The organism is Marinovum sp. E3 (genome assembly GCF_055755275.1).
This window is the reverse complement of sequence record NZ_CM146908.1, coordinates 2,825,570-2,851,393: the sequence shown is the minus strand read 5'-3', so window position 1 is coordinate 2,851,393 and position 25,824 is coordinate 2,825,570. Positions and strand designations below refer to the sequence as shown.

27 protein-coding genes, 1 tRNA gene and 1 pseudogene are annotated in these 25,824 nt (G+C 65.4%); 20 read left to right on the top strand and 9 right to left on the bottom strand.

Annotated elements, in window-relative coordinates:
- The first annotated feature begins 156 nt into the window (after nt 1-156).
- The 4 genes from AC0J5K_RS13970 to AC0J5K_RS13955 all read left to right on the top strand — a co-directional run bounded on the left by AC0J5K_RS13970 (nt 157) and on the right by AC0J5K_RS13955 (nt 3,853).
- Complete coding sequence (locus AC0J5K_RS13970; RefSeq protein WP_274566069.1) at nt 157-903, top strand: TVP38/TMEM64 family protein; 747 nt, start codon at nt 157-159, stop codon at nt 901-903.
- Between the two features lie 3 nt (nt 904-906).
- The gene (locus tag AC0J5K_RS13965; RefSeq protein WP_274566068.1) at nt 907-2,325 is read left to right on the top strand and encodes a dihydrolipoyl dehydrogenase family protein; all 1,419 of its coding nucleotides are present in this window, start codon (nt 907-909) and stop codon (nt 2,323-2,325) included.
- 14 nt (nt 2,326-2,339) lie between these two features.
- A complete protein-coding gene (locus tag AC0J5K_RS13960; RefSeq protein WP_048532917.1) occupies nt 2,340-3,719 on the top strand; it encodes a sensor histidine kinase in 1,380 nt (459 codons plus the stop codon).
- 57 nt (nt 3,720-3,776) lie between these two features.
- A tRNA-Arg gene (locus AC0J5K_RS13955) sits at nt 3,777-3,853 on the top strand.
- Nucleotides 3,854-3,927: 74 nt separating this feature from the next.
- On the opposite strand, the pseudogene AC0J5K_RS13950 reads toward AC0J5K_RS13955, so the two are convergent.
- Together AC0J5K_RS13950 and AC0J5K_RS13945 are read right to left on the bottom strand one after the other, a co-directional pair.
- Nucleotides 3,928-4,308: pseudogene (locus tag AC0J5K_RS13950) on the bottom strand (aminotransferase class IV); the annotation flags it as partial.
- 30 nt (nt 4,309-4,338) lie between these two features.
- The gene (locus AC0J5K_RS13945) at nt 4,339-5,076 is read right to left on the bottom strand and encodes a sulfotransferase-like domain-containing protein (RefSeq protein WP_274566067.1); all 738 of its coding nucleotides are present in this window, start codon (nt 5,074-5,076) and stop codon (nt 4,339-4,341) included.
- 399 nt (nt 5,077-5,475) lie between these two features.
- Here AC0J5K_RS13945 and AC0J5K_RS13940 point away from each other — a divergent pair, with 399 nt between their 5' ends.
- Nucleotides 5,476-5,787 carry an H-NS histone family protein gene (locus tag AC0J5K_RS13940; protein WP_048532915.1) on the top strand — a complete coding sequence of 104 codons (312 nt, stop codon included), beginning with the start codon at nt 5,476-5,478 and terminating at the stop codon, nt 5,785-5,787.
- A gap of 113 nt (nt 5,788-5,900) precedes the next feature.
- On the opposite strand, the gene AC0J5K_RS13935 is transcribed toward AC0J5K_RS13940, so the two are convergent.
- Complete coding sequence (locus AC0J5K_RS13935) at nt 5,901-7,499, bottom strand: phosphoenolpyruvate carboxykinase (protein ID WP_048532913.1); 1,599 nt, start codon at nt 7,497-7,499, stop codon at nt 5,901-5,903.
- Nucleotides 7,500-7,860: 361 nt separating this feature from the next.
- Here AC0J5K_RS13935 and AC0J5K_RS13930 point away from each other — a divergent pair, with 361 nt between their 5' ends.
- From AC0J5K_RS13930 to AC0J5K_RS13900, 7 genes are read left to right on the top strand one after another with little or no spacing between them, the layout of a single operon-like run.
- Nucleotides 7,861-8,562: a response regulator transcription factor gene (locus AC0J5K_RS13930; protein ID WP_048532912.1), complete on the top strand. Its 702-nt coding sequence runs from the start codon at nt 7,861-7,863 to the stop codon at nt 8,560-8,562.
- Entirely contained in the window at nt 8,562-10,268 is a 1,707-nt protein-coding gene (locus AC0J5K_RS13925) for a sensor histidine kinase (protein WP_048532910.1), read from the top strand. The genes AC0J5K_RS13930 and AC0J5K_RS13925 overlap by 1 nt, the downstream gene beginning before the upstream one ends.
- A gap of 3 nt (nt 10,269-10,271) precedes the next feature.
- On the top strand, nt 10,272-10,688 hold the full coding sequence (locus tag AC0J5K_RS13920) for an HPr kinase/phosphorylase (protein WP_074836145.1): 417 nt from the start codon (nt 10,272-10,274) through the stop codon (nt 10,686-10,688).
- Between the two features lie 29 nt (nt 10,689-10,717).
- Entirely contained in the window at nt 10,718-11,611 is an 894-nt protein-coding gene (gene rapZ, locus AC0J5K_RS13915) for an RNase adapter RapZ (protein ID WP_048532908.1), read from the top strand.
- A gap of 28 nt (nt 11,612-11,639) precedes the next feature.
- Nucleotides 11,640-12,041, top strand: coding sequence for a PTS sugar transporter subunit IIA (locus AC0J5K_RS13910; RefSeq protein ID WP_048532907.1), 402 nt, complete (start codon nt 11,640-11,642; stop codon nt 12,039-12,041).
- Nucleotides 12,038-12,316, top strand: coding sequence for an HPr family phosphocarrier protein (locus AC0J5K_RS13905; RefSeq protein ID WP_048532906.1), 279 nt, complete (start codon nt 12,038-12,040; stop codon nt 12,314-12,316). The genes AC0J5K_RS13910 and AC0J5K_RS13905 overlap by 4 nt, the downstream gene beginning before the upstream one ends.
- 41 nt (nt 12,317-12,357) lie before the next feature.
- Nucleotides 12,358-13,233 (top strand): lysophospholipid acyltransferase family protein, encoded by an 876-nt coding sequence (locus tag AC0J5K_RS13900; RefSeq protein ID WP_274566086.1) that lies wholly within the window; start codon nt 12,358-12,360, stop codon nt 13,231-13,233.
- 113 nt (nt 13,234-13,346) lie between these two features.
- Here the strand turns inward: AC0J5K_RS13900 and AC0J5K_RS13895 are convergent, their stop codons facing one another.
- A complete protein-coding gene (locus AC0J5K_RS13895; protein ID WP_274566066.1) occupies nt 13,347-14,222 on the bottom strand; it encodes a 3-hydroxybutyryl-CoA dehydrogenase in 876 nt (291 codons plus the stop codon).
- 167 nt (nt 14,223-14,389) lie between these two features.
- Here AC0J5K_RS13895 and AC0J5K_RS13890 point away from each other — a divergent pair, with 167 nt between their 5' ends.
- From AC0J5K_RS13890 to AC0J5K_RS13875, 4 genes are all read left to right on the top strand, one after another.
- Nucleotides 14,390-15,220 carry a DUF6473 family protein gene (locus tag AC0J5K_RS13890; RefSeq protein ID WP_274566065.1) on the top strand — a complete coding sequence of 277 codons (831 nt, stop codon included), beginning with the start codon at nt 14,390-14,392 and terminating at the stop codon, nt 15,218-15,220.
- Nucleotides 15,221-15,356: 136 nt separating this feature from the next.
- Nucleotides 15,357-16,010 carry a protein-L-isoaspartate O-methyltransferase family protein gene (locus tag AC0J5K_RS13885; RefSeq protein ID WP_048532903.1) on the top strand — a complete coding sequence of 218 codons (654 nt, stop codon included), beginning with the start codon at nt 15,357-15,359 and terminating at the stop codon, nt 16,008-16,010.
- A 108-nt stretch (nt 16,011-16,118) separates the two neighbouring features.
- Nucleotides 16,119-17,486, top strand: coding sequence for a TolC family outer membrane protein (locus AC0J5K_RS13880; RefSeq protein ID WP_274566064.1), 1,368 nt, complete (start codon nt 16,119-16,121; stop codon nt 17,484-17,486).
- A 95-nt stretch (nt 17,487-17,581) separates the two neighbouring features.
- Nucleotides 17,582-18,583 (top strand): prolipoprotein diacylglyceryl transferase, encoded by a 1,002-nt coding sequence (locus tag AC0J5K_RS13875; RefSeq protein ID WP_274566063.1) that lies wholly within the window; start codon nt 17,582-17,584, stop codon nt 18,581-18,583.
- Nucleotides 18,584-18,647: 64 nt separating this feature from the next.
- Here the strand turns inward: AC0J5K_RS13875 and AC0J5K_RS13870 are convergent, their stop codons facing one another.
- The gene (locus AC0J5K_RS13870) at nt 18,648-18,974 is read right to left on the bottom strand and encodes a DUF6280 family protein (RefSeq protein ID WP_048532900.1); all 327 of its coding nucleotides are present in this window, start codon (nt 18,972-18,974) and stop codon (nt 18,648-18,650) included.
- A 216-nt stretch (nt 18,975-19,190) separates the two neighbouring features.
- Between AC0J5K_RS13870 and efp the strand changes: the two genes are divergently transcribed.
- The gene (gene efp, locus AC0J5K_RS13865; RefSeq protein ID WP_048532899.1) at nt 19,191-19,754 is read left to right on the top strand and encodes an elongation factor P; all 564 of its coding nucleotides are present in this window, start codon (nt 19,191-19,193) and stop codon (nt 19,752-19,754) included.
- 91 nt (nt 19,755-19,845) lie between these two features.
- The gene (locus tag AC0J5K_RS13860; protein WP_274566062.1) at nt 19,846-20,106 is read left to right on the top strand and encodes a hypothetical protein; all 261 of its coding nucleotides are present in this window, start codon (nt 19,846-19,848) and stop codon (nt 20,104-20,106) included.
- Nucleotides 20,107-20,137: 31 nt separating this feature from the next.
- Here the strand turns inward: AC0J5K_RS13860 and ygfZ are convergent, their stop codons facing one another.
- Nucleotides 20,138-20,899 (bottom strand): CAF17-like 4Fe-4S cluster assembly/insertion protein YgfZ, encoded by a 762-nt coding sequence (gene ygfZ / locus AC0J5K_RS13855; RefSeq protein WP_074836154.1) that lies wholly within the window; start codon nt 20,897-20,899, stop codon nt 20,138-20,140.
- A 64-nt stretch (nt 20,900-20,963) separates the two neighbouring features.
- Between ygfZ and AC0J5K_RS13850 the strand changes: the two genes are divergently transcribed.
- The gene (locus tag AC0J5K_RS13850; RefSeq protein WP_274566061.1) at nt 20,964-21,647 is read left to right on the top strand and encodes a TIGR04283 family arsenosugar biosynthesis glycosyltransferase; all 684 of its coding nucleotides are present in this window, start codon (nt 20,964-20,966) and stop codon (nt 21,645-21,647) included.
- A 70-nt stretch (nt 21,648-21,717) separates the two neighbouring features.
- Here the strand turns inward: AC0J5K_RS13850 and AC0J5K_RS13845 are convergent, their stop codons facing one another.
- Nucleotides 21,718-23,463: an ABC transporter ATP-binding protein gene (locus AC0J5K_RS13845; RefSeq protein WP_274566060.1), complete on the bottom strand. Its 1,746-nt coding sequence runs from the start codon at nt 23,461-23,463 to the stop codon at nt 21,718-21,720.
- Complete coding sequence (locus tag AC0J5K_RS13840; RefSeq protein ID WP_338020380.1) at nt 23,460-24,173, bottom strand: phosphatase domain-containing protein; 714 nt, start codon at nt 24,171-24,173, stop codon at nt 23,460-23,462. Before AC0J5K_RS13840 ends, AC0J5K_RS13845 begins: the two co-directional genes overlap by 4 nt.
- Before the next feature lie 155 nt (nt 24,174-24,328).
- Between AC0J5K_RS13840 and AC0J5K_RS13835 the strand changes: the two genes are divergently transcribed.
- Nucleotides 24,329-25,534: a pyridoxal-phosphate-dependent aminotransferase family protein gene (locus tag AC0J5K_RS13835; protein ID WP_274566059.1), complete on the top strand. Its 1,206-nt coding sequence runs from the start codon at nt 24,329-24,331 to the stop codon at nt 25,532-25,534.
- Here the strand turns inward: AC0J5K_RS13835 and AC0J5K_RS13830 are convergent.
- Nucleotides 25,506-25,697 carry a hypothetical protein gene (locus AC0J5K_RS13830; protein ID WP_048532891.1) on the bottom strand — a complete coding sequence of 64 codons (192 nt, stop codon included), beginning with the start codon at nt 25,695-25,697 and terminating at the stop codon, nt 25,506-25,508. The two genes, AC0J5K_RS13835 and AC0J5K_RS13830, sit on opposite strands and share 29 nt — an antisense overlap.
- Nucleotides 25,698-25,824 lie beyond the last annotated feature (127 nt).

Here is a 25,824-nt window from a genome sequence, read left to right as displayed (position 1 = left end):
GGGTCGTCAAATGTTTCAAAACCCGCTTTCGGCCTTTCAAAAGCCCTCGATCCCGTCACCTTGCATCAAGCGGGCGTGATTGTGCTGTGCCCGCTCTGGCCGCGGCCTCATGTTTCAGGAGAGAAAAGACAGGCCAGACCTGAGAAAGTCGATAGAATGACCGATATGACATCCCCACAGCCGCCGACCAAGGCCCGCCCGGCGTTCGTGCGCAATCTGCCGCTGATCGCCATCCTGACGGTCGCAATCGTGGGGTTCTTTACCCTGCGCGATTATCTCACCTTCGAGACGCTGCGCGAGAATCGCGAGCTTCTGCTGGGTTGGCGCGACAGCAACTACCTGCTCGTGGCGCTGGGCTTTGTCGCGGTCTATGTCACCATCGTCGCCTTTTCGTTGCCCGGCGCGGCCGTGGCCTCGGTCACCGGCGGCTTTCTGTTCGGCCTTGCGGCCGGCACCGTGTTTAACGTCACCGCCGCCACCATCGGCGCCACGGCGATCTTTCTCGCCGCGCGATGGGGCCTGGGCAAGACGCTGACCGCCAAGCTCGAGGCCTCGGAGGGCACGCTGCGCCGGCTCAAGGAAGGGCTGCGGGAAAACGAGATCAGCGTGCTTCTGCTGCTGCGCCTGGTGCCGGCGGTGCCGTTTTTTGTGGCCAATCTGCTGCCGGCGCTGGTCGGCGTGAAATTCCGCAATTTCCTCTGGACCACCGCCCTGGGCATCGTGCCGGGCGCCATCGTCTTTACCTGGATCGGCGTCGGTCTCGGCGCGGTATTCGACCGTGGCGAAAGCCCCGATCTGAGTCTGCTCTGGGAGCCCCATATCCTCGGCCCCCTGCTCGGTCTTTCGGCGCTGGCCGCGCTGCCCATCGTGATCAAATCCGTTCGCGGCAAAAAAGAGATCTGAGCCATGAATAAGATCAAGACCGATATCCTGGTGATCGGGGCGGGCTCTGGCGGGCTGTCGGTCGCTGCCGGCGCGGTCCAGATGGGCGCCGATGTGGTGCTGCTCGAAGGTCACAAGATGGGCGGCGACTGCCTGAACTATGGCTGCGTGCCCTCCAAGGCGCTGATCGCCAGCAGCAAGGCGGCCTATGGTCAGGCGCATGCCCGCCGCTACGGCGTCGCCGATGTGACGCCGCAGGTGGATTACGCTGCCGCCAAGGATCACGTGAAAGGCGTGATCGCACAGATCGCCCCGGTCGATTCGGTGGGGCGGTTCGAAGGCCTGGGCGTGCGGGTGATCCGTGAATTCGGGCGGTTTGTCTCGGAGAGCGAGGTGCAGGCCGGCGAACATCTGATATCGGCCCGGCGCATCGTCATCGCCACCGGGTCGTCGCCGCTGGTGCCGCCGATCCCGGGGCTCGACGAGGTGCCGCATGAAACCAACGAGACGCTGTTTGATCTGCGCGAGCGGCCCGAGCACCTGCTGATCATCGGTGGCGGCCCGATCGGCATGGAAATGGCGCAGGCCCATCGGCGGCTTGGCTCGGCCGTGACGGTGATCGAAGGCGCCAAGGCGCTGGGCAAGGACGATCCCGAAACCGCGGCCATCGTGCTCGACCAGCTCCGCGCCGAAGGCATCGAGATCGTCGAAGAGGCCGCCGCGGCCGAGGTGCGCGGGCAGGCGGGTGCCATCGAGGTCGAGGTCGAGGACGGCCGCGTTTTCAAGGGGTCTCACCTGCTGATGGCGGTGGGGCGCAATCCGAACCTGGACAGCCTCGATCTGGACAAGGCCGGGGTGGAAACGACCAAGGCCGGCGTCAAGGTCGATGACAGCCTCAAATCGACCAACCGCCGGGTCTATGCCATCGGCGATGTGGCGGGCGGTCTGCAATTCACCCATGTGGCGGGCTATCACGCCGGCATCGTCATCCGCTCGGCGCTCTTCGGCCTGCCGGCCAAGACCTCGACGGCGCATATCCCCTGGGCCACCTATACCGCGCCCGAACTGGCGCAGGTCGGGCTGACCGAGGCGCAGGCGCGCGCGGCGCATGGCGACCGGCTGGAAGTCACCCGGTTCGAATTCGCGCACAGCGACCGTTTGATCACCGAGCGCGAGACTGCGGGGCTGATCAAGGTCATGGTGGTGAAAGGCCGCCCCGTGGGCGTCTCCATCGCCGGACACCAGGCCGGGGAACTGGCCAATCTCTGGTCGCTGGTGATCGCCAACAAGCTCAAGATGAAGCATGTGGCGGCCATGGTTTCGCCTTATCCGACGGTCGGAGAGATCAACAAACGCGCAGCGGGGGCCTATTTCTCGCCCCGATTGTTTGATAATCCAACGGTCAAACGCATCGTTGGGCTGATCCAGCGCTGGGTGCCGTAAGGGGTTGGCCGCAAATGCTCAATTCGCTGTCCGGGCGATTTCTGATCCTGACAACCGTCTTCGTGATGCTGGCGGAGGTCATGGTCTTTGTTCCCTCGGTGGCGCGCTTTCGGCAGGATTACCTGTTGGGCCATCTGGAGCGGGCGCAGATCGCCTCGCTCTCGCTGCTGGCCAACGACATGATCGACGCCGATCTCGAGGATGAGCTGCTGCGCAACGCCGGCGTCTACAACGTCGTGCTCCGGCGCGACGAGGCGCGGCAGTTGATTCTTTCGTCGCCGATGCCGCAGCCGGTCGACGTGACCTATGACCTGCGCGACGCCTCGCCGCTGACGCTGATCCTCGATGGGCTGCGCCGGCTGGTCGATCCCGAGCCGCGGATCATCCGGGTGATCGGCAATCCGCTGCGCGACGCCGGCCTGCTGATCGAGGTGTCGATGGACACCGCGCCGCTGCGCATGGCGATGATCGACTACGGGCTGCGCATCCTGTTCCTTTCGGCGGTGATCTCGATCGCCACCGCCTTTCTGCTGTTCCTCGCCGTGCGGGTGTTCCTCGTCAAACCGATCAAGCGCGTCGTCGGCCAGATGCAGGCCTATGCCGCCGCGCCCGAGGACGGCCGGCGCATCATAAAGCCCTCCGCCGGCGTGCGCGAGCTGCGCGAGGCCGAGGAGGCGCTCAAGATGCTCGAAACCGAGCTGACCCATGCGCTCAAGCAGAAGGAGCGACTGGCGCAGCTGGGCGGCGCGGTGGCGCGGGTCAGCCACGACCTGCGCAATATCCTGACCTCGGCCCAGCTCTTCACCGACCGGATCGAGATGTCCGAGGATCCCGGCGTTAAGCGGCTGGCGCCGAAGCTGGTGAATTCGATCACCCGTGCGGTCAATCTCTGCGAGGCCACCTTGGCCTTTGGTCGCGCCGAAGAGCCGACGCCGGTGCTGACCCGGGTGCCGCTGGCGGAACTGGTTTCCGACGTGATGGAGAGCGAGCGGCTGGCGACCGGCGAATACGACCTCAGCTATTCCGAAGATGTGCCCGCCACCCTGCACATCCGCGCCGACAGCGAACAGCTTTATCGCGTGCTGTCGAATCTGGTGCGCAACGCGCGGCAGGCGATCATGGCCACCGGCAAGCCCGGCGAAATCAACATCTGCGCCGAAGAGGCGGAGGAGCATTGGCTGATCCGGGTGACCGACACCGGGCCGGGCCTGCCGGCCAAGGCGCAGGAGCATCTGTTCAAGGCGTTTCAGGGCGGCGCGCGCAAGGGCGGCAGCGGTCTGGGGCTGGCAATTGCCGCCGAGTTGATCCGTGGGCACGGCGGCGCGTTGACGCTGGAACGTACCGGACCGGAGGGCTCGGTCTTTGAAATTCGCCTGCCGAGCGGAACTTTGTGAATTTCTTCGAATTCGCTCTTGCAGACCCTTTGGCCCTGACTTATACCCCGCCTCCACGGACCGATAGCTCAGCTGGATAGAGTACCTGACTACGAATCAGGGGGTCGGGGGTTCGAATCCTCCTCGGTCCGCCACTTCCCCCCGAAATGGGGTGACAGGCGGAAATTTCCCGGACAATTCGGAACTCATTCAAACGCTGGCGCGGCATTCAATTGCGCTTTGCCTGCTTTGCCACATTCTCGGCAATCAACGCCTTGTAGAGCGCCCGGATATGCTCCGTTACCGGGCCGGCGCCGGACCGTGTGCCGATTTTCTTGCCGTCCACCTCGGCCACGGGTGTCTGCGCGCCGAAAGTGCCGGTCAGAAAGGCCTCGTCGGCACCATAGACCTCGTATAGCGAAAAGTTCTTTTCGAACACGGGAATGCCATTGTCGCGGCAGAGGTCGATCACCTTTTACCGGGTCACCCCGTTCATGCAGTAATCGCCGGTCGAGGTCCAAACCTCGCCGCGCCGGACGATGAAGACGTTGGTGGTGTTCACGAAGCCATGCGGATCGAGCATCAGCCCCTCGTCGGCGCCGGCCTGTTCGGGGGCGCGGGGGGGGGCGGTCTTGCTGGGTCATTCCGGGGCCTCTTGGGGGCAGGGGAGGGCGTGGGAGCGCAGGGCGCGGTAATGCGGCAGAGCGGCCTCCGAGACCGTCTGCAACTGGTCGGAGAGCGCCGGCAGGGGGCCCTCGGGGCCAGCAAAGCCGGTCGAGCGGTGCACCGCATCGTACCAATGGGGCGCCCAGACGCCATCGCGGGCATGGCCACCGGCGGGCCAGTGCAACATGGCCGGATCGTAGGCAATGCCCAGGGCGGCGCAAAGCCGGGTCAGCATCGTCCCGGGCGCACGGCGGATATCGGCGCTGTCGATCACGATGGCGGGGGCGCCCTCGGCGCAGACTTGGTCGAAGATCTCTTCCTGCTGCCGAAATCCGATGTCCTCGAGTCCGGGACGCTCCAGCTTGCGATCGAAGCTGGCGAGCACGCGGGCGGGGTGCCGGATCAGGAAGACATGCGCGACAGCGGCAAACCAGTCTCGGTCGATTCCCGGCAGCATGTGCTGGCTCATGTGTTTCTGGTAAAAATTTTTCTGACCGCCCGGAGCTGGCGCCATACAGCGTCGTGCAACCAATGCGGGATCGGCCTCGCCGGCGGCAAGGATTGCATCGCGCATTGGGTGGGCCCGTCCGCTCTGCGCGAGATAGGCCGCGTAAAACGGCTCGTCCCAGACGTCGAAGTCGTGGCGGGCGCCAAAGGAATACATCAGCGCAGTCGAGAGATTGCGCGGCCCCGACCACATCGCGATATTCATTCCCTCACCTCCCGTTCTGCCTTGTTTCTAAGGGCCTAGGCCTTGCATTGAGTGAGGGTGCGCCACAATCGTCCGATCTGCAATCGGTGATTTCAGCGGCTTTGCAAGCCACGCCAGAAATGGCAATTCCAGCCGATGCGCATCAGCGTCAATTGCGGAAATTGGCTGAATTTTGCCAACTGAAAATCCAAGGCTGACTTTCTGTCGAGTAGTCGCCTATATGTTGCATCAGAATGAGACCAACCGGATTGTTCCGATGGTCTTGGTGGTGGAATTGCCACTCTGGAGAGGCCGTTAACAATTTATTTGTTGACCTGATGTCACAAATATCGGAATTGACTGCCTAATCACGATGAATTAACGATCTAAATTGTCAAAACGACAGCTATCGGAGAGAACATGCCGGAAATCGATCTGGACGGATTGTCTCTGAAAGAACTGAAGCAGCTGCAAAAACAGGTGGCCAAGGCGATCAGTACTTTCGAGGACAGAAAGAAAAAAGAAGCACTGGCAGCCCTCGAGGCCAAGGCGGCGGAGATGGGGTTCTCCCTTTCCGACCTGACCACCGGCAAAGGCGGCAAGATTTCGGCGCCGAAGTATCAGAACCCCGATGATCCGACACAAACCTGGACAGGCCGTGGCCGCAAGCCCGGCTGGTTCGCCCAGGCATTGGAGCGCGGGACCTCGCCGGAAGAGATGCTTATTTCCTGACCGAATGGTCGAAATATATACTGCCCGGAGTGAGACGCGGGCATTCAGCAAAGCGATAAAAAACCCCCGATGCCAGGCATCGGGGGTTTTATTGATAGGGCGTCAATAAAAGATCAGCCGATGGCGGCCGCCTTTACATCGTCATCGATGAAAGGCGTGTATTGCGCAAAGTTGTCGGCAAACATCTGCACCAGTTTCTCGGCCTGGGCGTCATAAGCCGTCGGATTGTCCCAGGTGCGGCGCGGATCCAGCAGCACCTCGGGCACACCGGGCACGCCGGTGGGCACGTCAAAGCCGAAGTTCGGATCCTTGCGGAACTGTGCATCGGCCAACGATCCGTCCAGCGCGGCGGTGAGCAGGGCGCGGGTGGCCTTGATCGGCATCCGGCTTCCGGTGCCATAGGCGCCGCCGGTCCAGCCGGTGTTGACCAGCCAGCAGGTGGCGCCGTGCTTGGCGATCTTTTCGCGCAGGAGGTTGCCATAGGCCTCGGGCCGGCGCGGCATGAAGGGCGCGCCGAAGCAGGTCGAAAAAGTGGGCTCGGGCTCGGTCACGCCGCGTTCGGTTCCGGCCACCTTGGAGGTGAAGCCCGACAGGAAGTGATACATCGCCTGCGCCGGGGTCAGCCGCGCGATCGGCGGCAGCACGCCAAAGGCGTCACAGGTCAGCATGATGATGTTCTTTGGGTGGCCCCCCAGCGCGCTGTGCGAGGCGTTGGAGATGTACTCCAGCGGGTAGGCGCAGCGCATGTTGGCGGTGAGGGAATCGTCCTCGAAGTCGAGCTCCTTGGTCTCTTCGTCATAGACCATGTTCTCGATCACGGTGCCGAATTTCGTCGTGGTGGCGAAAATCTCGGGCTCGGCCTCGGCGCTGAGGTTGATGGTCTTGGCATAGCAGCCGCCTTCGAAGTTGAAGGTGCCGCGATCCGACCAGCCATGTTCGTCATCGCCGATCAGCACCCGCGCCGGATCGGCCGAGAGGGTGGTCTTGCCGGTGCCCGACAGGCCAAAGAAGATCGCCGTGTCGACCGGGTTGCCCACCGCATGGTTGGCCGAGCAGTGCATCGGCATAATGCCTTTTTCCGGCAGCAGGTAGTTCAGCAGGGTGAAGACCGATTTCTTGTTCTCGCCGGCGTATTCGGTGCCGCCGATCAGGATCAGCTTACGGTCAAAGTTCATCGCGATCACCGTGCCCGACCGGCAGTCGTGGCGCGCCGGGTCGGCGGTGAAACTGGGGCAGTTGATGACGGTGAAATCGGCGGCGAATTCGTCCAGGTCCTCACGGTCGGGGCGGCGCAGCATGTGACGGATGAACAGCCCGTGCCAGGCCAGCTCGGTCACCATGCGCACATCGATGCAATGTGCCGGATCGGCGCCACCGACGAGATCCTGCACAAAGAAATCGCGGCCTTTCATATGGGCCAGCATGTCCTGGTAGAGCGCGTCAAAGCCTTCCGGCGACATCGCGGCATTGTTGTCCCACCAGATGCTGTCGGCGACGCTCTCGGTCTTGACGACATGTTTGTCCTTGGGCGAACGGCCGGTGAATTTGCCGGTGGAGACCAGAAACGCGCCACCCTGGCCCAATGTGCCTTCCTCGCGCCGCAGAGCCTCTTCGATCAGCGCCGGTTCCATGAGGTTGTAATAGACATTGCCCAGACCCTCGATCCCTTGATCTTCAAGCCGGAACTGCGGGTTCACCCGTCCAAATGCCATTTTCTTTCTCCATGTATCCGTGCGTCTCGCGCCGGAAAGTCTTGTTGCTGACGGCAGAACGCGCCGCCCCCGCGGCCCTGTCCCGGGCCTCGGTCCAACTGGTGTAACATGGGGTTTCTTAGGGTGAACAGGACGCAGGGACGCAGTTAGCGCCACCAAATCACGGTTTAGCGCAATCATATTTCGCGTCGGTGACGCGGGGTCCGAAAGGTGAGGCAATTTAGCCATTCCTTCGTACTTTTCGGGTCTGCTTCCGGGGGGCTGGCGACGTGATTCGCAGTTAACGATTGATTGCCCGCCGCATATCAAGGCATAATGGCGCAAAAAAATATGACAGTTGAGCAGCATAAGGACACACCCAATGTCTAAAATCGCCTTGGTGGACGATGACAGGAACATCCTGACGTCGGTCGCAATGACGCTTGAGGCCGAGGGCTTCGAAGTCGAAACCTACAACGACGGCCAGACGGCGCTTGAAGCCTTCAACAAGAAGATGCCCGACATGGCGGTGCTGGACATCAAGATGCCGCGGATGGACGGCATGGACCTGCTCCAGCGCCTGCGCCAGAAATCGACCATGCCGGTGATCTTCCTGACCTCCAAGGACGACGAGATCGATGAGGTTCTGGGCCTGCGCATGGGCGCCGACGACTACGTCAAGAAACCGTTTTCGCAGCGGCTTCTGGTCGAACGCATCCGCGCGCTGCTGCGCCGCCAGGACGCGGTCGAGACCGGCGCCGTCGGCGACACCGAGGAAACCAAGGTGATCGAACGCGGCGAACTGCGGATGGATCCGCTGCGCCATGCGGTGGCCTGGAAGGGCAAGGACGTGTCGCTCACCGTGACCGAATTCCTGCTGTTGCAGGCGCTGGCCCAGCGCCCCGGTTTCGTCAAGTCGCGCGATCAGCTGATGGACGTCGCCTATGACGATCAGGTCTATGTCGACGACCGCACCATCGACAGCCACATCAAGCGCCTGCGCAAGAAGATGCGCAGCGTCGACGATGATTTCTCTGCCATCGAGACGCTTTATGGTATCGGTTACCGGTACAACGAAGAATAATGGCTCTGGTCGAGGAAATGGGCGTGCCCGAGACAGGCTCCAAACGGCGGGGTGACGTTGTTCTGGGCGACGATTGGGTCGCGCCCGACGGCACCGTCGAGCAGGAGCTTCAGGACAGCCGCGCCCGACGCGGGCTGTTCTCGCTGCGCACGTCGCCGCTCACCCGCAAGATCATCATGTTCAATCTGATCGCGCTGAACGTGCTGGTCGGTGGCATTCTCTATCTCAACTCCTCGCGCGACGGTCTGGCGGCACAGCGCGCCTCGGGCCTCGTCAGCGAGGCCGAACTGATCGCCGATGTCTTCGAGGCGCAGCTGCCGGGCAGCGCGCCGGTCAGCCTCGTCACCGGCGATGGCGTCGATGTCGCCGCAACGCTCGAGGGGATCGAGCTGCGCCGCGGCGCCGAGGTCTTTGTCTTCGACCCGGCGCAGGCCATCGTCGGCCGTTCCGCCTCGGACAGCATCGATGCGCCCGAGGATGAGGGAAATACCGTCATCACCGATCTGCTCGGCTCGATCTGGGACGCGGTGGCGCGGCTGGTCACCGATTCCGAAGAAGAGCGCCTTGCCGCCTTCGAGGAACACCTGATCGATCTGGCTGGCCCGGCGCTGGCCGGCAACACCACCGTACGCACCACCGAATCCGCCGATGGCGGCACGGTCTTTACCGTCGGCACGCCGATCGAACAGGGCGGCGCGCCGATCGGCGCCATCGTCCTGGTCTCGGCCTCTGGCGAGATCGACAAGCTGGTGCGCACCGAGCGCGAGCGGGTCTTGCAGATGTTCCTCGTGGCGACGCTGGTCTCGATCGGCCTGTCGCTGGTGCTGGCCTCGACCATTTCCAACCCGATTTCCGATCTCGCCGAAGCCGCCGAGCTGGGCCGCGACCGCGACCGCCGCAAGGACGCCAAGGGCCGCATCCGCATCCCCGACCTGACCGCACGCCCCGATGAAATCGGCCGGCTGTCGGGCGCGTTGCGCGGCATGGTCACGGCGCTTTATGACCGCATCGACGCCAACGAACAATTCGCCGCCGACGTCAGCCACGAGATCAAGAATCCGCTGGCCTCGCTGCGTTCCGCGGTGGGCTCGCTGCGCATGGTCAAGCGCGAGGATCACCGCGACAAGCTGCTCGACGTGATCGATCACGACGTGCGTCGGCTCGACCGGCTGGTCAGCGACATCTCCGATGCCTCGCGGCTCGACAGCGAATTGGTCAAGGAAGAACAGGCGCAGTTCAACCTGCTCGACCTCCTGGGCAACCTCGGGGACTTCCTCGGCAAGGAAGCGCAGACCAAGGAGATCGAATTCATCACCGATCTGCCCGAGGCGCCGATCATGGTGCATGGTCTCGAGGCGCGTCTGGCGCAGGTCTTCGTCAATCTGATCACCAATGCGATCAGCTTCTGCGAGGCCGGCGATGCGATCCGCGTCTGGGCCCGTCAGCGCGAGAACCGCGTGCTCATCGTGGTCGAAGACACCGGCCCCGGCATCCCGGAAGAAGCGCTGACCAAAATTTTTAAGCGCTTCTACTCGCACCGGCCCGAGCATGACTTCGGCAACAATTCCGGCCTTGGCCTAGCGATCTCGAAACAGATCGTCGAGGCGCATGACGGGGTGATCTGGGCCGAGAACATTCGCCCCACCGAGGCCGACATCACCTCCGAGCCGCTGGGCGCGCGTTTCGTCGTGGGGCTTCCGGTCTAGAAAATGGCGCAGCTTCTGCACGCAAGCACCGTGGCCTTCCGGGGCCGCGGTGTTGTCATTCTGGGCGCGTCCGGCAGCGGCAAATCGGCGCTGGCGCTCGAACTGATGGCGCTGGGGGCAGGCCTGGTGGCCGATGACCGCACCTTGGTCGAGGTGCAGGACGGCGCGTTGGTCGCCTCCTGCCCGCCGGCGATCTCGGGGCGGATCGAGGCCAGGTTCCTGGGCCTTCTTGGGGCCGACCCGCATCCGCCGGTGACCCTGGCCCTCGCCGTCGATCTCGACCGGATGGAGCAGCAGCGGCTGCCGCCCCTGCGGCAGACCGAAATCGCCGGCGTTTCGCTCGCTTTGGTTCACAATCGCGACGAAAGGTATTTCCCTGCTGCAATCAGGCAGTATCTTGTGCATGGTCGCCGCGACTGACCCCCGGCGCCCCAGGAGACGAAGACCCCATGCATCCCGATGCACCCAACCGCCTTGTTCTGCTCACCGGCCCCTCCGGGGCGGGGCGGTCTACGGCTCTGAACGCGCTCGAAGATATGGGGTTCGAGACCATCGACAACCTGCCGCTGGCGCTGGCGCCGACGCTGCTCGACGGCGGGCTGAGCCGCGACATGGCGCTGGGAATCGATGTCCGCACCCGAGATTTCTCGCCGGCGGCCCTGACGACGCTGCTGGCCAATATCGCCCAGCTCACCGGGCAGAACGCCGAGCTTGTGGTGCTCGAGGCCGAGGCCGGCGTGCTGGCCAACCGCTACAACGAGACCCGCCGCCGCCATCCGATGGCGCCCGACGGCACGCCCGAGGCCGGCATCGCGATCGAGCTCGAGATGCTGGGCGCGCTGCGCGATCAGGCCACCGTGCTGATCGACACCTCGGCGCTGTCGCCGCATGATCTGCGGGCCGAGATGCAGCGGATCTTTGCCCGCAGCGGCGGACATGATCTCGCGGTTTCGGTGCAGTCCTTTTCCTACAAGCGCGGCCTGCCGCTGGCGGCGGATGTGGTGTTCGACTGCCGCTTCCTGAAAAACCCCCATTGGCAGCCCGACCTGCGCCCGCTGACCGGGCAGGACAGCCGGGTCGCCGATCACATTGCCACCGATCCGCGCTTTGCCGTTTTCCGCGACAAGGTCTTTGATCTGCTGACCTTCCAGCTGCCCGCTGCACGTGATGAGGGCAAGGCGCATTTCTCGGTCGCCTTCGGGTGCAGCGGTGGCAAACACCGCTCCGTTGCCCTCGCGGAAAGCATTGCCCGAGGGCTTGCAACGGCGGGCTGGGGGGTGTCAATTAGGCACCGAGAGCTTGAGCGGCGCGCGCTGGCGCCGCTGGACCCTGTCCAACGGTGACCGGGAAATGAACGGGAGACCGGCGACCTTGATCGGCATCGTGATTGTGGCGCATGGCGGACTGGCCAGGGAGTACCTGGCCGCGATCGAACATGTGGTCGGGGCACAGCCGGGCATCCGCGCGATCTCGATCGAGCCCGACCATGTGCGCGACGACAAGCAGATCGAGATCTGCCGCGCTGCCGATTCCGTCGACCAGGGCGGCGGCGTGGTCATCGTGACCGACATGTTCGGCGGATCGCCCTCCAACCTTTCTCTCATGGCCTGTGCGCCCGAGAACCGGCGCATTCTTTATGGCGCCAATCTGCCGATGCTGATCAAACTGGCGAAAAGCCGCGATTTGGGTGTTGCCGACGCCGTCAGGCGTGCGACAGAGGCGGGACGCAAGTATATCGACAGCCAGAATATCTCATCGGATCAGACTACATGACAGACACCGTGACCCGCACTCTGAAGATCGTGAACGAGAAGGGGTTGCACGCCCGCGCCTCGGCCAAGCTGGTCGAGGTGGTCGAGGGATTCGATGCCCGGGCCGAAGTCTCGCGCGACGGCCTCGACGCCTCGGGGGATTCGATCATGGGGCTTTTGATGTTGGCAGCTTCGAAAGGAAGCACTATTGAGGTTCAGACTTCGGGCCCGGACGCCGAGGCGCTGGCTGATGCCGTCGAAGCCCTGGTGGCGGATCGGTTCGGAGAAGACTGCTAGGCCGGCTCACGGCCTGCCGGGGAAGGATGCTGAACGCAACCATGGTGGAAACCGCGCAATCCTCAGCCGGGCGCAAGGCGTCAACGGCGGGCCAGCAGGTACCCTATGACAAGCGCAAGCTGTCTTATGCCAATACCTTCACCAATCCGTGGAAGGCCAATACCATCCGGGCGATGGAATGGCTGACCGGCAAGCTGCCGCTGTTGCGCCTGGTGCGCCGGTTCGAGCGCCAGGGGCCGAAAGAGGGGCCGGCCTTCTTCAGCCAGGCGCTCGAGCTGATGGGGATCGAGCTGCGCACCCCGGCCGAGCAGATCGCCCGCATCCCGGCGACCGGCCCGGTGATCGTGGTGGCCAACCATCCGCACGGGCTGGTGGACGGCATGGTCCTGGCGGAACTGGTGGGCCGGGTGCGCACCGACTACAAGATCCTGACGCGCAACCTGCTTTCCGGAGTGAGCGAGATCGAGGACCTGATGATCCCGGTGCCGTTCCCGCATGAGGAAAACGCCCGTGTCGAGAGCCTGGAGATGCGCAAGGCGGCGATGGATCACCTGCGCCAGGGCGGGGTGATCGTGCTGTTCCCCTCGGGGGTTGTCGCCGCCAGCGACACCTTCTTCGGCAAGGCGGTCGAGGCGGTCTGGAATCCCTTTACCGCCAAGATGATCACCCGCTCCGGCGCCACGGTGGTGCCGATCCATTTCCCCGGCCAGAACTCGCGCCTTTACCAGATCGCCAACAAGGTGTCGGCCACCCTTCGGCAGGGGCTGCTGATCCACGAGGTCATGCATGCCTGCAACCGGCCGCAGGCGCCGATCATCGGCACCCCGATCACGCCCGAGGAAATCCGCAGCTGGGACAGCAAGCCGCGCCGCATGATGGCCTGGCTGCGCGCCCATACGCTCGGGCTGGGAGGCTAGACAGCAGCCGCGCCGGGGCGATGGCGGCAGGAGGGGGCCAGCCCCCTCGGCCTGCGGCCTCACCCCCGCGGTATTTTCGGCAAGAGGAAGCAGCCGGGGCGTGGTCCCCGGGGTCAGCGGGTCGGCACGGGGGGCTCGCCGCGGTAGTCGTAGAAGCCGCGTTTGGTCTTGCGGCCGAGCCAGCCGGCCTCGACATATTTCGTCAGCAGTGGGCAGGGGCGGTATTTGGTGTCGGCCAGACCGTCGTGCAGGACGTTCATGATGGCCAGGCAGGTGTCGAGGCCGATGAAATCGGCCAGCTCGAGCGGCCCCATCGGGTGATTGGTGCCGAGCTTCATTGCCTTGTCGATCGAGGTGACATTGCCGACGCCTTCGTACAGCGTATAGACCGCCTCGTTGATCATCGGCATCAGGATGCGGTTGACGATGAAGGCGGGGAAATCCTCGGCCGAGGCGGCGGTCTTGCCCAGCCGCTCGACCACGCCGAGGCAGGCGTCATAGGTGTCCTTGTCGGTGGCAATGCCGCGGATCAGCTCGACCAGCTGCATCACCGGCACCGGGTTCATGAAGTGGAAGCCCATGAATTTCTCGGGCCGGTCGGTCCGGCTGGCCAGCCGGGTGATCGAGATCGACGAGGTGTTCGAGGTCAGGATGGTGTTCGGCTTGAGATGCGGCAGCAGAGCGTCGAAAATCTTCTGCTTGATCTCCTCGCGTTCGGTCGCGGCTTCGATCACCAGATCGGTCTGCGCCACCTCCGCGGTCTCAAGCGTGGTGCGGATCCGCGCCAGGGCCGCGGCCTGGTCTGCGGCGCTCAGCGTGCCCTTGGAGACCTGTCGGCCGAGGTTCTTGCCGATCCGCGCCACCGCCGCGTCAAGCGCCTCCTGGGAGATATCGGTCATCACCACGTCATAGCCGGCCACCGCCATCACATGGGCGATGCCGTTGCCCATCTGGCCCGCGCCGATCACACCGATCGATTGAATTTCCATGACCTGCCCTCGTTCTGCTCGCCAGACAATAGGCAGCAACGCGGGCCGAGGGCAAGGGCGGGCGGCCGCGGAGTTTCCGTTAAACATCGCCATAAATCCATCGTTTAGGCATTTCGAAATCGAATCGGGTGAGGCTCGTCCCGGGTGAGAAAAATCAGGTGGGTGAGATGACCTATGACATGACCGGGGGTGCGGCCCCCGACTATCTTCCTTGTCGCTACGGGGCGTCGCGGCTGGTGTTCCGGGGGCCCCGGCGCCGGCTCGAGGGCGAATATGTCGCCTTTTTCGGCGGCACCGAGACCTATGGAAAATTCATTGAAACGCCGTTTCCGGCGCTGACCGAAGAGGCGCTTGGCCTGGCCTGCGTGAATTTCGGCTGTGTAAATGCCGGGGTGGATGCCTTTGTCAACGACAGTGCCCTGCTCGAGGCGGCGGGCCGGGCGCGGGCCACGGTGGTGCAGATCATGGGGGCGCAGAACATGTCGAACCGGCTGTACAGCGTGCACCCGCGCCGCAACGACCGCTTCATCAACGCCTCGGCGATGCTCAAGGCGGTGTTTCGCGAGGTGGATTTCACCGAGTTCCACTTTACCCGGCACCTGCTGGGCGAGCTGGCGGCGATCAGCCCCGATCGGTTCCGCATGGTGCGCGAGGAGCTTCAGGCGGCCTGGCTGGCGCGGATGACCTTGCTGATCAGCCGGATCAAGGGGCCGGTGGTGTTGCTCTGGCTGGCCGACCGGGCGCCGTCGAACGAGCCCGACGCGGAAGCCGATCCGTTATTTGTGACCGCCGACATGCTGGAGGCGCTGCGGCCCAAGGTGGCGGCGATCGTCGAGCTGCGCGCCTCGGCCGCGGCCCGCACACAGGGCACCGCCGGCATGCGTTTCGACCCGATGGAAGAGGCCGCCGCGCGCGAGCTTCCGGGGCCGGCGGTGCATGACGAGGCCGCCTTGGCGATCGCCTGCGAGCTGTCGGGGCTGCTGAACCGCCGGCATTGAGCCGGGAGGCGCGGCACGCGGCCGGCCCGGGCCATCTGCCGGCTGCGCCGCGCCGGAAAACCCCGATGCGGTCATTGCCGGGCGAGAGGGTTTGTGGCAAGACGGAGCTGACGTTCCTGAACCGACGAGTTTAGACATGACCGACTATGCCCAGCGCCGGACCTTCATGGTCGATACCCAGATCCGCCCGTCCGACGTGACCAAGTTTCCCATCATCGATGCCATGCTCAGCGTCCCGCGTGAGGTCTATACCCCGCGTGACAAGCGCGAGGCCGCCTATGTCGGCGAGAATATCGAATTCGCGCCGGGCCGGGTGATGCTCGAACCCAGGACGCTGGCCAAGATGCTGGATGGCCTGGCGATCTCGGGGGGAGAGCTGGTGCTCGATATCGGCGCGGGCTACGGCTATGCGGCAGCGGTGATGGCGCGGATGGCCGAGGCGGTTGTTGCCGTCGAGGACGACGCCGACCGGGTGTCCGAGGCGCAGGGCGCGCTGTCGGATCACGGCGCCGACGGGGTGATCATGCACGAGGCGGCGCTGGACGCCGGCGCACCGGAACACGGGCCCTACGATGTCATCGTAATCGAGGGCGGCATCGAGCATCTGCCCGAGGCCATTGCTGATCAGCTCAAGGACGGCGGCCGCATTGCCGCGCTCTTCATGGAGGGCGCGCTTGGCACGGTGCGGCTGGGTTACAAGCAGAACGGTGCGATCTCGTGGCGGTTTGCCTTCAACGCGGCGGCGCCGGTGTTGCCCGGATACCAGAGTTCCAGGGAATTTGCGCTGTAGCGGCACCGCGTGGCTTTTGCAGCGACGGAGGCGGGCCCAGATGGCGTATCAACGAGTGGCAAGTTCAGGAGACAGGCAATGATCCGCAATGCAATGAGGCGGGGCGCCTTGACTATCGCACTGGCGCTGGCGCCGGTGGCGACCAAGGCCGAGACGCTGGCCGATGCGCTGGCCAGCGCCTATACGCATTCCGGCCTGTTGCAGCAGAACCGCGCCTTGCTGCGCGCCGCCGACGAGGATGTCGCGGTGGCGGTTGCCGCGCTGCGCCCGATCGTGAGCTGGAGCTCTTCGTTCAGCCGCGATTTCGGTTACAGCTATTCCGCCACGACCGGCGCCGGCACCGGTTTTCAGGATGACAGCGCCAGCTTTTCCATCGTGGCCGAACTGCTGCTTTATGATTTCGGCGCCTCGCGGCTTCAGGTCGATGCCGCCAAGGAGGCGGTGCTGGCCACGCGCGAAGGGCTTGTGGTGATCGAGCAGCAGGTGCTGTTGCGCGCCGTCGTGGCCTATGTGGGTGTGCGCAGCGCCTCGGAAACCGTGTCCCTGCGGCAGAACAACCTGCGGCTGGTGCAGCAGGAGCTGCGGGCCGCACGCGACCGGTTCGAGGTGGGCGAGGTGACGCGCACCGACGTGTCGCTGGCCGAGGCGCGGCTGGCGGCCAGCCGGGCCAATCTTGCTGCGGCCGAAGGCGATCTGTTGCGCGCGATCGAGGAATACCGTGCCGCTGTGGGTTCGGGGCCGGACAATCTCGTTGCGGTGACGCGGCTGCCCGATGTCGAGCGCAACGAAGACGCGGCCAAGGCGATCGCCGTGCGTACGCATCCGTCGATGCGCCAGGCGCAATACCAGGTCTCTACCGCCGATATCAACCTGCGCCGGGCCGAAGCGGCGGTCAAGCCGCAGGTCTCGCTCTCGGGACGGGTCACCAAATCCGGCGATTTCAACAGCGGCGATTATTCCAACACCGGGTCGGTCTCGGTCGATTTCGGCGGCCCCATCTATCGCGGGGGCCAGCTGTCGGCACTGGAGCGTCAGGCCAAGGCGCGCGCCGATGCCGCGCGGAGCAACCTGCATGTGGTGCAGCTTGGGGTGGCGCAGGACGTGGGCACCGCGCTGGCCACGCTGCGCGTGGCGAATGCCTCGATCGAGGCGACCGAGCGGCAGATCCGCGCTGCCCGTGTCGCCTTTCAGGGGGTGCGCGAAGAGGCGACCCTGGGCCAGCGTACCACGCTGGACGTTCTGACCGCCGAGCAGGATCTGCTTGACGCCGAGGTGGCCTATACCGCCGCCGTGGCCGACCGCACGATTGCCGCCTATCAGGTCCTGTCGGCCATGGGGTTGATGACCGCCAAGCATCTCGGTCTGAACGTGCAGCTTTACGACCCGGCGGAATACTATCGGCTGATCAGGAACGCGCCGGTCAAGAGCCTTCAGGGCGACAAGCTCGACCGGGTGCTGCGCCGCATCGGCGACTGAGGTCCACCCGCCACAAACCCCGCGCAATTTTCGCTATCGGTTGTGCGGTGCGCCCCGCCGGGGTATCCTCCCGGCGAGGCAAAGTGGTGAAAATAATGTCAGATCCTGTCAAATCCTCGGAGATCGAGGATGTCCTGTCATCTATTCGCAGGCTGGTGTCCGAAGAGGCACGTCAAGAAATGCAGGCACGGCGGGCGGAGGCCGAGAAGGCCGTGCCGCCAGAGGCCAGGGCCCCCCAGGAACCGGAAGCCCTGGTGCTGACCCCGGCGCTGCGCGTGCACGACGGCGGCCGGGCAGAGCCCGACTCGCCGGCCCCGGAAGCGATCGAGGAAGCGCCCTTCGAAGAGGCTGTCGACGAGGGCGCCGAAGCCGCGCCCGAGGTCTTCGCCGATCATGTCGCGGAGCCGGCCGCGGAGGCGGTGCAGGAGGCCGTAGCCGAGAGTGTATCTGCGGATGATCTGCCCGAGGCGCCGGCCGAGCCCGAGACGCTCGAGGCCAAGATCGCGGCGCTCGAAGCGCTGATTGCCGGCAGCAACGAAGGCGCGGCGGCGCTGTCCGAGGCACCTGCCGCCGAACCGGACGCCCCGGAGGCGGAGACCACCGATACCACCGATATGGCGCCCGATCCGGCACCGGAGGAGGCGCTGGATTGGGAAGATCACGACCCCGATGCGCCCGAGGCCGAAGCCGCGCCGAATGCCGCCGAGGAGGCCCCCCAGGACACCCCGGCCGAGCAGCAGGACACCCTGGCAGCGCAGGAAGAGGCGCAGCAGGACGACACATCCGAGGCTCTGGATCAGGACGACGATCAGCCGCCGGCCAAGCCGTTTGTCTTTGTCTCGCGCAACAGCGTGCCGGGCCCCGAAGCGGCGCCCGAGGCGGAGGCCGGCGACGATGGCGACACCGATGCCTCCGAGGAACTGGTGTCGACCGCGTCCGATCTTGGCGCAATCGACGAGGAGGCCCTGCGTGACATGGTGGTCGAGATCGTCCGCGAGGAGCTTCAGGGCGCACTGGGCGAGCGGATCACCCGCAATGTTCGCCGCCTTGTCCGGCGCGAAATTCATCGCGCCCTGGCCAGTCAGGAACTCGACTGACCCTGCAAACGCAAACGCGCCCCGATCACGGGGCGCGTTTGCAAGTCTTGGAAAAGATGGAAGATCAGGCGGCTTCGCGTTCCGCCGCTGCGGCCGCATTGCGCCGTTCGCTTTCTTCGCGCGACAGGGCGACCGAAGTCCGCACACCCTTGCCCACGAATTCCATCAGACCCTGAACGACACGTTCGTTCGGGTCGATCCCGGCACAGGACAGCACCTCGCGTCCATCACGCGAGCGCGCCCAGCGGGCAATCTGTTCGGGGCCGTTGCCGTATTTCTTGTCATCGGCAATGGCGTCGTCGAGTGCAGCCAAGACCACGGCGGCAAACAGCTTGCGGGCACGGCTGCCCTGTTCGCTGTTAAAGGCTGTACCATCAACGAAATCAGTCATGTATCGTCCTTTATTCTTGCTCTTGTGTTTCTGGCGTGAAGGCCCTTATGGCCGCTTTTTATTGATTCGGATACCCCGCAAACGCATACCACTTATGTGATACTTGCATAGCTTTCTGCGCATGCAGCACAGGATATGGTAAGCTTGCTCTGGGCATGAACGCGATATATAGGTCCCGTCAAATCGTCTTCAACCTCTCGACAAGGTCCTGCCACAATGCCCAAGATCAACGGTAACGAAATCCGCCCCGGCAATGTCCTCGAGCACGACGGCCATCTCTGGGCCGCCGTCAAGGTCGATCATGTCAAACCCGGCAAAGGTGGTGCATTTGCGCAGGTCGAAATGAAGAACCTGCGCAACGGTTCCAAGCTGAACGAACGCTTCCGTTCCGCCGACAAGGTCGAGCGCGTGCGGCTGGAACAGAAGGACATGCAGTTCCTTTACGAAGACGGCGGCCAGCTGATCTTCATGGACACCGAGACCTACGACCAGGTGCAGCTCGACGCCGAGATCCTCGGCGAGCGCCGCCCCTTCCTGCAAGACGGCATGACCATCGTGGTGGAATTCCACGAAGAGGAGGCGCTGAACGCCTCGCTGCCGCAGAAGGTCACCTGCAAGGTGGTCGAGACCGAGCCGGTGGTCAAAGGCCAGACCGCCGCCAACAGCTTCAAGCCCGCCGTGCTCGACAATGGCGTCAAGGTCATGGTGCCGCCCTTCGTGGGCCAGGACGAGGATATCGTCGTCAACACCGAAACCATGGAGTATTCCGAGCGCGCCTGACCTCGGGGCCCGCGCGCATATCCCCCGGACAGCCGGGGGCGCGCATTTCATGATCAAAGGCCTCCGGCACAACGCCAAGGAGGCTTTTTTCATGTCCACAGACCATCCCGACCTCGCGGCCATCGCCGCCCTGCATCGCGGCGACACCGCCCGCATCGATGCCATCGCCCGCCGGCTGGCCCGGGGCGCCGGGCTGCTCGGCTATCGCACCGAAGGCGTGTTGCGCGGCTACCTGCTCTGGAGCCGCGGGGCCGGGGACGCGCCGGAGATCGAGCGCCTCTACGTCGCCCCGGGCTGGCGCCGCCGCGGCATCGAAGAACGGCTGCGCCGCCGTCTGCCGCAGCCCTCGTAACCGCCCCGCGACACACCTCGGTGGTCGGGCTTCAGCCCGGCCCGCGCGCCACCAGCGAAACCTGCGCCGCCCCCGCCTGCATCTCGCCCCTGGCCCGGTCAAATCGCAGATAGGCCAGCGCCCGGTCGCCGGCGCGGGTGCCAAGCACGCCCACCGGCTTGCCGTTGGCGGTGATCTCGCTGCCCGGATCGGCGGCGCCGTCGACCGCCACCTGGGCCAGCCCCTTGCGCAGTTCGGTTTTGTGCTTCATCCGCGCCGTCACCTCCTGGCCGACGTAACATCCCTTGCGGAAATCCACCCCCGCCAGCCGCTCGAATCCCATCTCGAGCAGATAGCTGTCCGGCCCCAGTTCGCGGCCCCAGCGCGGCACCATCGCCGCCACATGCAGCGCATCCCAGTCGGTGTCGTCCGCCTCCACCGCCTCCGGCGCGATCAGCCGCCAGCCCAGGCGGTCGTCGCGCGGATCGGGCAGGGCGCCCGCCGGCGCCGCACCGGTGCCACGCGACACCGCCAGATCGGTCGGCCCAATCGTCACATCGGCGCGCAGCTTGTACATCGTCAGCCGCTTGGCCAGCCCCTCGGCCAGCTCGGCCGGCAGATCCATCAGCACATCCGCACCGTCCGCCTGCAAGAAGAAGTCGGCGATCAGCTTGCCCTGCGGCGTCAGCATGGCGGCATAGACCAGCCCCCGATCCAGCCGCGCCACGTCATTGCTGACCAGCCCTTGCAGAAAGTCCCTGACATCGCCGCCTGCAAGGCGCAGCACGCGGCGTTTCCCGGCATAAGTGTTCATTTGACAATTCCTTCCGGCCCTGACGTCCCATATAGACATCCCGTGAGCAAGCAGAAGAGGCAAGATGCGCGCCCCGATCTCGGTCATCATCCCGACGCTGAACGCCGCCACGGCGCTGCCCGCCTGCCTGATGGCGCTGGGCGAAGGGCTGCAAGAGGGGCTGATCCGCGAGCTGATCGTCAGCGATGGCGGTTCCACCGATACCACCCTCGCGACCGCAGAGGCCGCCGGCGCCCGGATCGTCACCGGCCCGGCCTCGCGCGGCGGCCAGCTCCGGCGCGGCGCCGCCCGGGCGCAGGGCGACTGGTTGCTGGTGCTGCATGCCGACACCAGGCTCGCCCCGGGCTGGACCGCGCCGGTGCTGGCGCATCTTTCCGGCGATTCCGCCGCCGCCTTCCGCCTCCGCTTCGACAGCCGCCACCCGATGGCGCGGCTGACCGAAGGCTGGGCCAACCTGCGCAGCCGACTGTTCCAGCTGCCCTATGGCGATCAGGCGCTGCTGCTGCCGCGCGCGCTCTATGACGCCGCCGGCGGCTATCCCGACCAGCCACTGATGGAGGATGTGGCCCTGGCCCGCGCCCTCAAGGGCAAGATCACACTGTTGCCCGCCAAGGCGCTCACCTCCGCCGACCGCTACCGCCGCGACGGCTGGCTGCGCCGCGGCGCGCGCAATCTCGTCACCCTGGTCCGCTACGCCACCGGCACCCCGCCCGAGACCCTGGCGAAAGGCTACCACCGACGCTCCTGATCTTCCTCTTGCCGAAAATACCGCGGGGGAGGCCGTAGGCCGGGGGCAGCGCCCCCAGTCCCGGCCGGTCCTAGGCGCCGTCCTGCATCCGGTACAGCCCGGCATAGACACCGTTCCGCGCCAGAAGCGTCTCATGTGTGCCTTCCTCGACCACCCGCCCCTGATCCATGACGACGATCTTGTCGGCATGGCGCACGGTCGACAGCCTATGCGCGATCACCAGCGTGGTGCGGCCCCGCGCCAGTCGGTCCAGCGCCTCCTGCACCAGCGCCTCGGAAGCGGTGTCGAGCGCCGAGGTCGCCTCGTCGAGCAGCAGGATCGGCCGATCGCGCAGCACTGCGCGGGCAATTGCCACCCGCTGCCGCTGACCACCCGAGAGGTTCGAGCCGCGCGGCCCGGCCGGGCTGTCGAGCCCTTCCGCCAGCCGCGGCAGGAAATCCGCCACATGCGCCGCCTCGAGCGCCGCGTTCAGCCGGTCTTCGCTGACCTCGCGACCATCGAGCACGATATTGTCGCGCAGGCTCTCGTCGAACAGCAGCGCCTCCTGGCTGACCACGGAAAACAGCCCGCGCACCTCGGGCACCGCCATGTCGCGCACGTCGGTGCCGCCGATGGTGACCTGGCCGCGCTGCACGTCGACCAGCCGCGTGATCAGGTTGAAGACGGTGGATTTCCCCGCCCCCGAAGCGCCGACCAGCGCCGTGGTCTTGCCGGCCTCGGCCACCAGCGAGGCGCCACGCAGCACCGGCGCGTCGCCAAAGGCGAGGTGCACGTCATCCAGTACGATTTCCGGCGCGCCCTGCGGCGCGGGCCGCGGGGTTGCCGGCGAGGCCAGCCCCGGCCGGGTCTCGAGCAGCTCGCGCAGCCGCTCGATCGCCGCCGCCGCCACCTGCCAGACACCCGAGACCGCGCCCAGCCGGCGCAGCGGCTCGAAGGCCAGGCCGAGAGCGGTGAAAAAGGCCATGAAATCGCCCACCGTCTTGGTGCCGTCGATGATCTCGCGCCCGCCATAGAGCAGCACGCCAAAGAACCCGACACCGGCCATCAGGTCGACCATGCCGGGGATCAGCGCCTGGCCGAGCGAGGATTTGACCTCGACCCTGATCCGCTTGTCGGTCAGCTTGGAATAGCGCCGCGACTGGTAGCGTTCGAGCCGGTTCAGCTTGATCGGGACGATGCCGTGAAAGATCTCGTTGAGCCGCACCGACAGCCCGGCTGCCACGTCGCGCGCCACCCGTGCATGGCGGCGGACATAGCGTTGCAGCACCACCACCGGCACCACCATCACCGGCACGCCGATCAGCGCCACCAGCGTCCAGCGCCAGTCGATCGACAGCGCCACCCCGAACAGCGACACCAATGCCACCACGTCGCGGCCGGCGCCGGTGACCAGGGTCTTCCAGACCTTGTTGATCGAGCCGACATCGCCCTCGATCCGCTGCATCAGGTAGCCGGGGCTGTGGGTCTGATGGAACTGGCCTTCCAGGGTCATCAGGTGGTCCACCAGGTCGGTGCGAATCTCGCCCGAGGTGACCTGGGCCAGTCGTGTCAGCACCACCTTCTGCACCACCGAGGCCGTCGCGCGCAGGGCAAAGATGCCCAGAATGGCAAGCCCCACAAGCACCAGCTTGTCCCCTTGTCCGCCGATGAAGATCTGGTCGAACATCGGTTTCATCATGTAGCTGATGGCGCCGTACATCGCGCCTTCGAGCGACATGAAGACCAGCGCCACCGCCAGCAGCCAGATGTGCCGCCGCAGGTACTTGCGCCAGAGCCAGCGTGCCAGCCCGCGCGAATTGGGCGGGGTCTCGCTCACGCCTCGTCCTTTCGGTCGCGCAGCATCTGCGCGGTCTCGGCCGGGGTCTTCCGGGCATCCCAGGCGTCGTTCAGCCGGGCGGCGCGATATTCGCTGCGCAGCCAGTCCTCGAAGCCGATCGGCTCGGCGTTCTTGCGAGCCTCGTAGACCGAGAGGATGTAATCCTGCACCCCGGTCTTGGTCCATTTCATGTGCAGGTATTTCATCGATAGCTGCTTGCGCGCCTCTTCCACCGGCAGGCCTTCGAACACCATCAGGTACATCGCGGCAACGATCCCGGCGCGGTCGGCGCCGGACTTGCAATGAAAGACAAACGGCTTCTCGATATCGCGGAAGGTGTCCAGAACTGCCAGAAGCCGATCCCGTTTGGTGGCATTGCGGGCCCAGAGCTTGGTGACGCGGAACTCCATGCCAAGCGCTTCGCAGGCTTCCTTTTCAAACTGGTAATGGGCGAATTTCTCTTCGCCGCGCAGGGTCACCACGGTCTTGATGCCGAGCTCCCGATAGCGTTTGAGCCGGCGCGGGCCGGGATGGTTCGAACGATAGACGCCCGGCGCGATCTCGAAGAAATTGGTCCAGAGCACGCGCAGGAAGGCATGGTCGACGACGTTGTAATGCACATTGCCCCAGAACCGGCCTTTCGGCGTGGAGATATCCTTGCCGAAGGACCGGCTGAACCGCCGGTTGCGGTCCTCCAACCAGGTCATCATCTTTTTGATCATCGACACTGCGGCCGGTGGCCGCCTCCCGGGGTTTCGCTGGCGCGGGTGTAGGCGCTCGGGGCCCGGCTGGCAAGCCGGGCGGTGGCGATTGACGAAGGCGCCGCGCCGGGGTTAGCTGCGCGTCGATCCACGGAGAACGCAACATGCCCCTCGCCAATGGCCGCACCTACCGGGCAATCCCCGGTCCCTCGGAAACGCCCGACGCCGTGCAACGCGCGATGCACCGCAGCTCGGTCAATATCTACGAAGGCGAGGTCGTCGAACTGACCGAGGGCCTGCTGCCGGATCTGCGCCGGGTGGCGCGGACCGAACATGACGTTGCGATGTATATCTGCAACGGTCACGGCGCCTGGGAGGCCGCGCTGGCCAATGTGCTGAACCCCGGCGATCTGGTGCTGGTGCCGGCAACGGGGCGGTTTTCGCACGGCTGGGTGGAAATGGCGCAGGGCCTGGGCATCGACGCGGAGATCCTGGAATTCGGCTTGCAGAGCCCGTTCGACCCGGACCGCATCGAAGCGCGGCTGCGCGCCGACACGGCGCGGCGCATCAAGGCGGTTCTGGCGGTGCATGTGGATACCGCCACCTCGGTGCGCAACGACATTCCCGCGCTGCGGGCGGCGATGGATGCGGCAGGGCACCCGGCGCTCCTGATGGCCGATTGCGTCGCCTCGCTGGGCTGCGACCGCTTCGAGATGGATGCCTGGGGTGTCGACGTGCTGGTCGCCGGCTCGCAAAAGGGGCTGATGGTGCCGCCGGGCATGGGCTTTGTGTTCTTTTCGCCCAAGGCCGCCGCGCATCGCCCCGACCGGGTGTCGCGCTATTGGGACTGGACGCCGCGCGCCCGGCCCGAGATGTATTACCAGTATTTCGGCGGCACCGCGCCGACCCATCACCTCTATGGCCTGCGCGTCGCGCTCGACATGATGAAGGACGAGGGGATGGAGGCGATCTGGCAGCGACATGCCACGCTGGCCCGGGCGATCTGGGCGGCGGTGGAGCATTGGGGGCAGGCCGGGCCGCTCCGGCTCAATATCGCCGATCCGGCGCATCGCAGCCATGCGGTCACCACCCTGGGTATCGGAACGCCCCAGGGCCAGCGGCTGCGCGACTGGTGCGAACGCAACGCCGGCGTGACGCTGGGCATTGGCCTCGGCATGGCGCCGCCCGACAGCCAGGAGCGGCACGGTTTCTTTCGCATCGGCCACATGGGGCATGTGAACAGCCACATGATCCTGGGCGTGCTAGGGGCGATCGAGGCGGGGCTTGCCGCGCTCGACATTCCGCACCACGCCGGCGGCATCCAGGCCGCCACACGGGTGATCAGCGCCGCCGCGCCGCCAGCCAGCTGATCCAGGTGTTGAGCGTCAGCCCGGCGAGCACGACCGCCGCCAGCCCGAAGGCCGCCAGCAGGGCAAACAGCATCCAGATCAGATTCACGCCGAACATCACCAGGCACGCGGCGGTGTAATCGGGCGCGCGCCCGACGGGGCGGTCGTGGGATCGGTGGTACATGCGGCACCTCGCGCAAACTGCGGCGCCGTCAAGAATAGACCGCCCGGCGCGCCTGTCATCTAAAGTTTTCGCCAATCGCCTGCGGTTTTCGCGCCCCGGGCCCGACCCGGGGCCGCACGCGCCGGAT

What these genes read in the sequence shown, in the direction of transcription:
- AC0J5K_RS13970 (WP_274566069.1), top strand. Translation starts at nt 157, where the DNA reads ATGACCGATATGACATCCCCACAGCCGCCGACCAAGGCCCGCCCGGCG.
- AC0J5K_RS13965 (WP_274566068.1), top strand. Translation starts at nt 907, where the DNA reads ATGAATAAGATCAAGACCGATATCCTGGTGATCGGGGCGGGCTCTGGC.
- AC0J5K_RS13960 (WP_048532917.1), top strand. Translation starts at nt 2,340, where the DNA reads ATGCTCAATTCGCTGTCCGGGCGATTTCTGATCCTGACAACCGTCTTC.
- AC0J5K_RS13945 (WP_274566067.1), bottom strand. Translation starts at nt 5,076, where the DNA reads ATGAATATCGCGATGTGGTCGGGGCCGCGCAATCTCTCGACTGCGCTG.
- AC0J5K_RS13940 (WP_048532915.1), top strand. Translation starts at nt 5,476, where the DNA reads ATGCCGGAAATCGATCTGGACGGATTGTCTCTGAAAGAACTGAAGCAG.
- AC0J5K_RS13935 (WP_048532913.1), bottom strand. Translation starts at nt 7,499, where the DNA reads ATGGCATTTGGACGGGTGAACCCGCAGTTCCGGCTTGAAGATCAAGGG.
- AC0J5K_RS13930 (WP_048532912.1), top strand. Translation starts at nt 7,861, where the DNA reads ATGTCTAAAATCGCCTTGGTGGACGATGACAGGAACATCCTGACGTCG.
- AC0J5K_RS13925 (WP_048532910.1), top strand. Translation starts at nt 8,562, where the DNA reads ATGGCTCTGGTCGAGGAAATGGGCGTGCCCGAGACAGGCTCCAAACGG.
- AC0J5K_RS13920 (WP_074836145.1), top strand. Translation starts at nt 10,272, where the DNA reads ATGGCGCAGCTTCTGCACGCAAGCACCGTGGCCTTCCGGGGCCGCGGT.
- rapZ (WP_048532908.1), top strand. Translation starts at nt 10,718, where the DNA reads ATGCATCCCGATGCACCCAACCGCCTTGTTCTGCTCACCGGCCCCTCC.
- AC0J5K_RS13905 (WP_048532906.1), top strand. Translation starts at nt 12,038, where the DNA reads ATGACAGACACCGTGACCCGCACTCTGAAGATCGTGAACGAGAAGGGG.
- AC0J5K_RS13900 (WP_274566086.1), top strand. Translation starts at nt 12,358, where the DNA reads ATGGTGGAAACCGCGCAATCCTCAGCCGGGCGCAAGGCGTCAACGGCG.
- AC0J5K_RS13895 (WP_274566066.1), bottom strand. Translation starts at nt 14,222, where the DNA reads ATGGAAATTCAATCGATCGGTGTGATCGGCGCGGGCCAGATGGGCAAC.
- AC0J5K_RS13890 (WP_274566065.1), top strand. Translation starts at nt 14,390, where the DNA reads ATGACCTATGACATGACCGGGGGTGCGGCCCCCGACTATCTTCCTTGT.
- AC0J5K_RS13885 (WP_048532903.1), top strand. Translation starts at nt 15,357, where the DNA reads ATGACCGACTATGCCCAGCGCCGGACCTTCATGGTCGATACCCAGATC.
- AC0J5K_RS13875 (WP_274566063.1), top strand. Translation starts at nt 17,582, where the DNA reads ATGTCAGATCCTGTCAAATCCTCGGAGATCGAGGATGTCCTGTCATCT.
- AC0J5K_RS13870 (WP_048532900.1), bottom strand. Translation starts at nt 18,974, where the DNA reads ATGACTGATTTCGTTGATGGTACAGCCTTTAACAGCGAACAGGGCAGC.
- efp (WP_048532899.1), top strand. Translation starts at nt 19,191, where the DNA reads ATGCCCAAGATCAACGGTAACGAAATCCGCCCCGGCAATGTCCTCGAG.
- AC0J5K_RS13860 (WP_274566062.1), top strand. Translation starts at nt 19,846, where the DNA reads ATGTCCACAGACCATCCCGACCTCGCGGCCATCGCCGCCCTGCATCGC.
- ygfZ (WP_074836154.1), bottom strand. Translation starts at nt 20,899, where the DNA reads ATGAACACTTATGCCGGGAAACGCCGCGTGCTGCGCCTTGCAGGCGGC.
- AC0J5K_RS13850 (WP_274566061.1), top strand. Translation starts at nt 20,964, where the DNA reads ATGCGCGCCCCGATCTCGGTCATCATCCCGACGCTGAACGCCGCCACG.
- AC0J5K_RS13840 (WP_338020380.1), bottom strand. Translation starts at nt 24,173, where the DNA reads ATGATGACCTGGTTGGAGGACCGCAACCGGCGGTTCAGCCGGTCCTTC.
- AC0J5K_RS13835 (WP_274566059.1), top strand. Translation starts at nt 24,329, where the DNA reads ATGCCCCTCGCCAATGGCCGCACCTACCGGGCAATCCCCGGTCCCTCG.
- AC0J5K_RS13830 (WP_048532891.1), bottom strand. Translation starts at nt 25,697, where the DNA reads ATGTACCACCGATCCCACGACCGCCCCGTCGGGCGCGCGCCCGATTAC.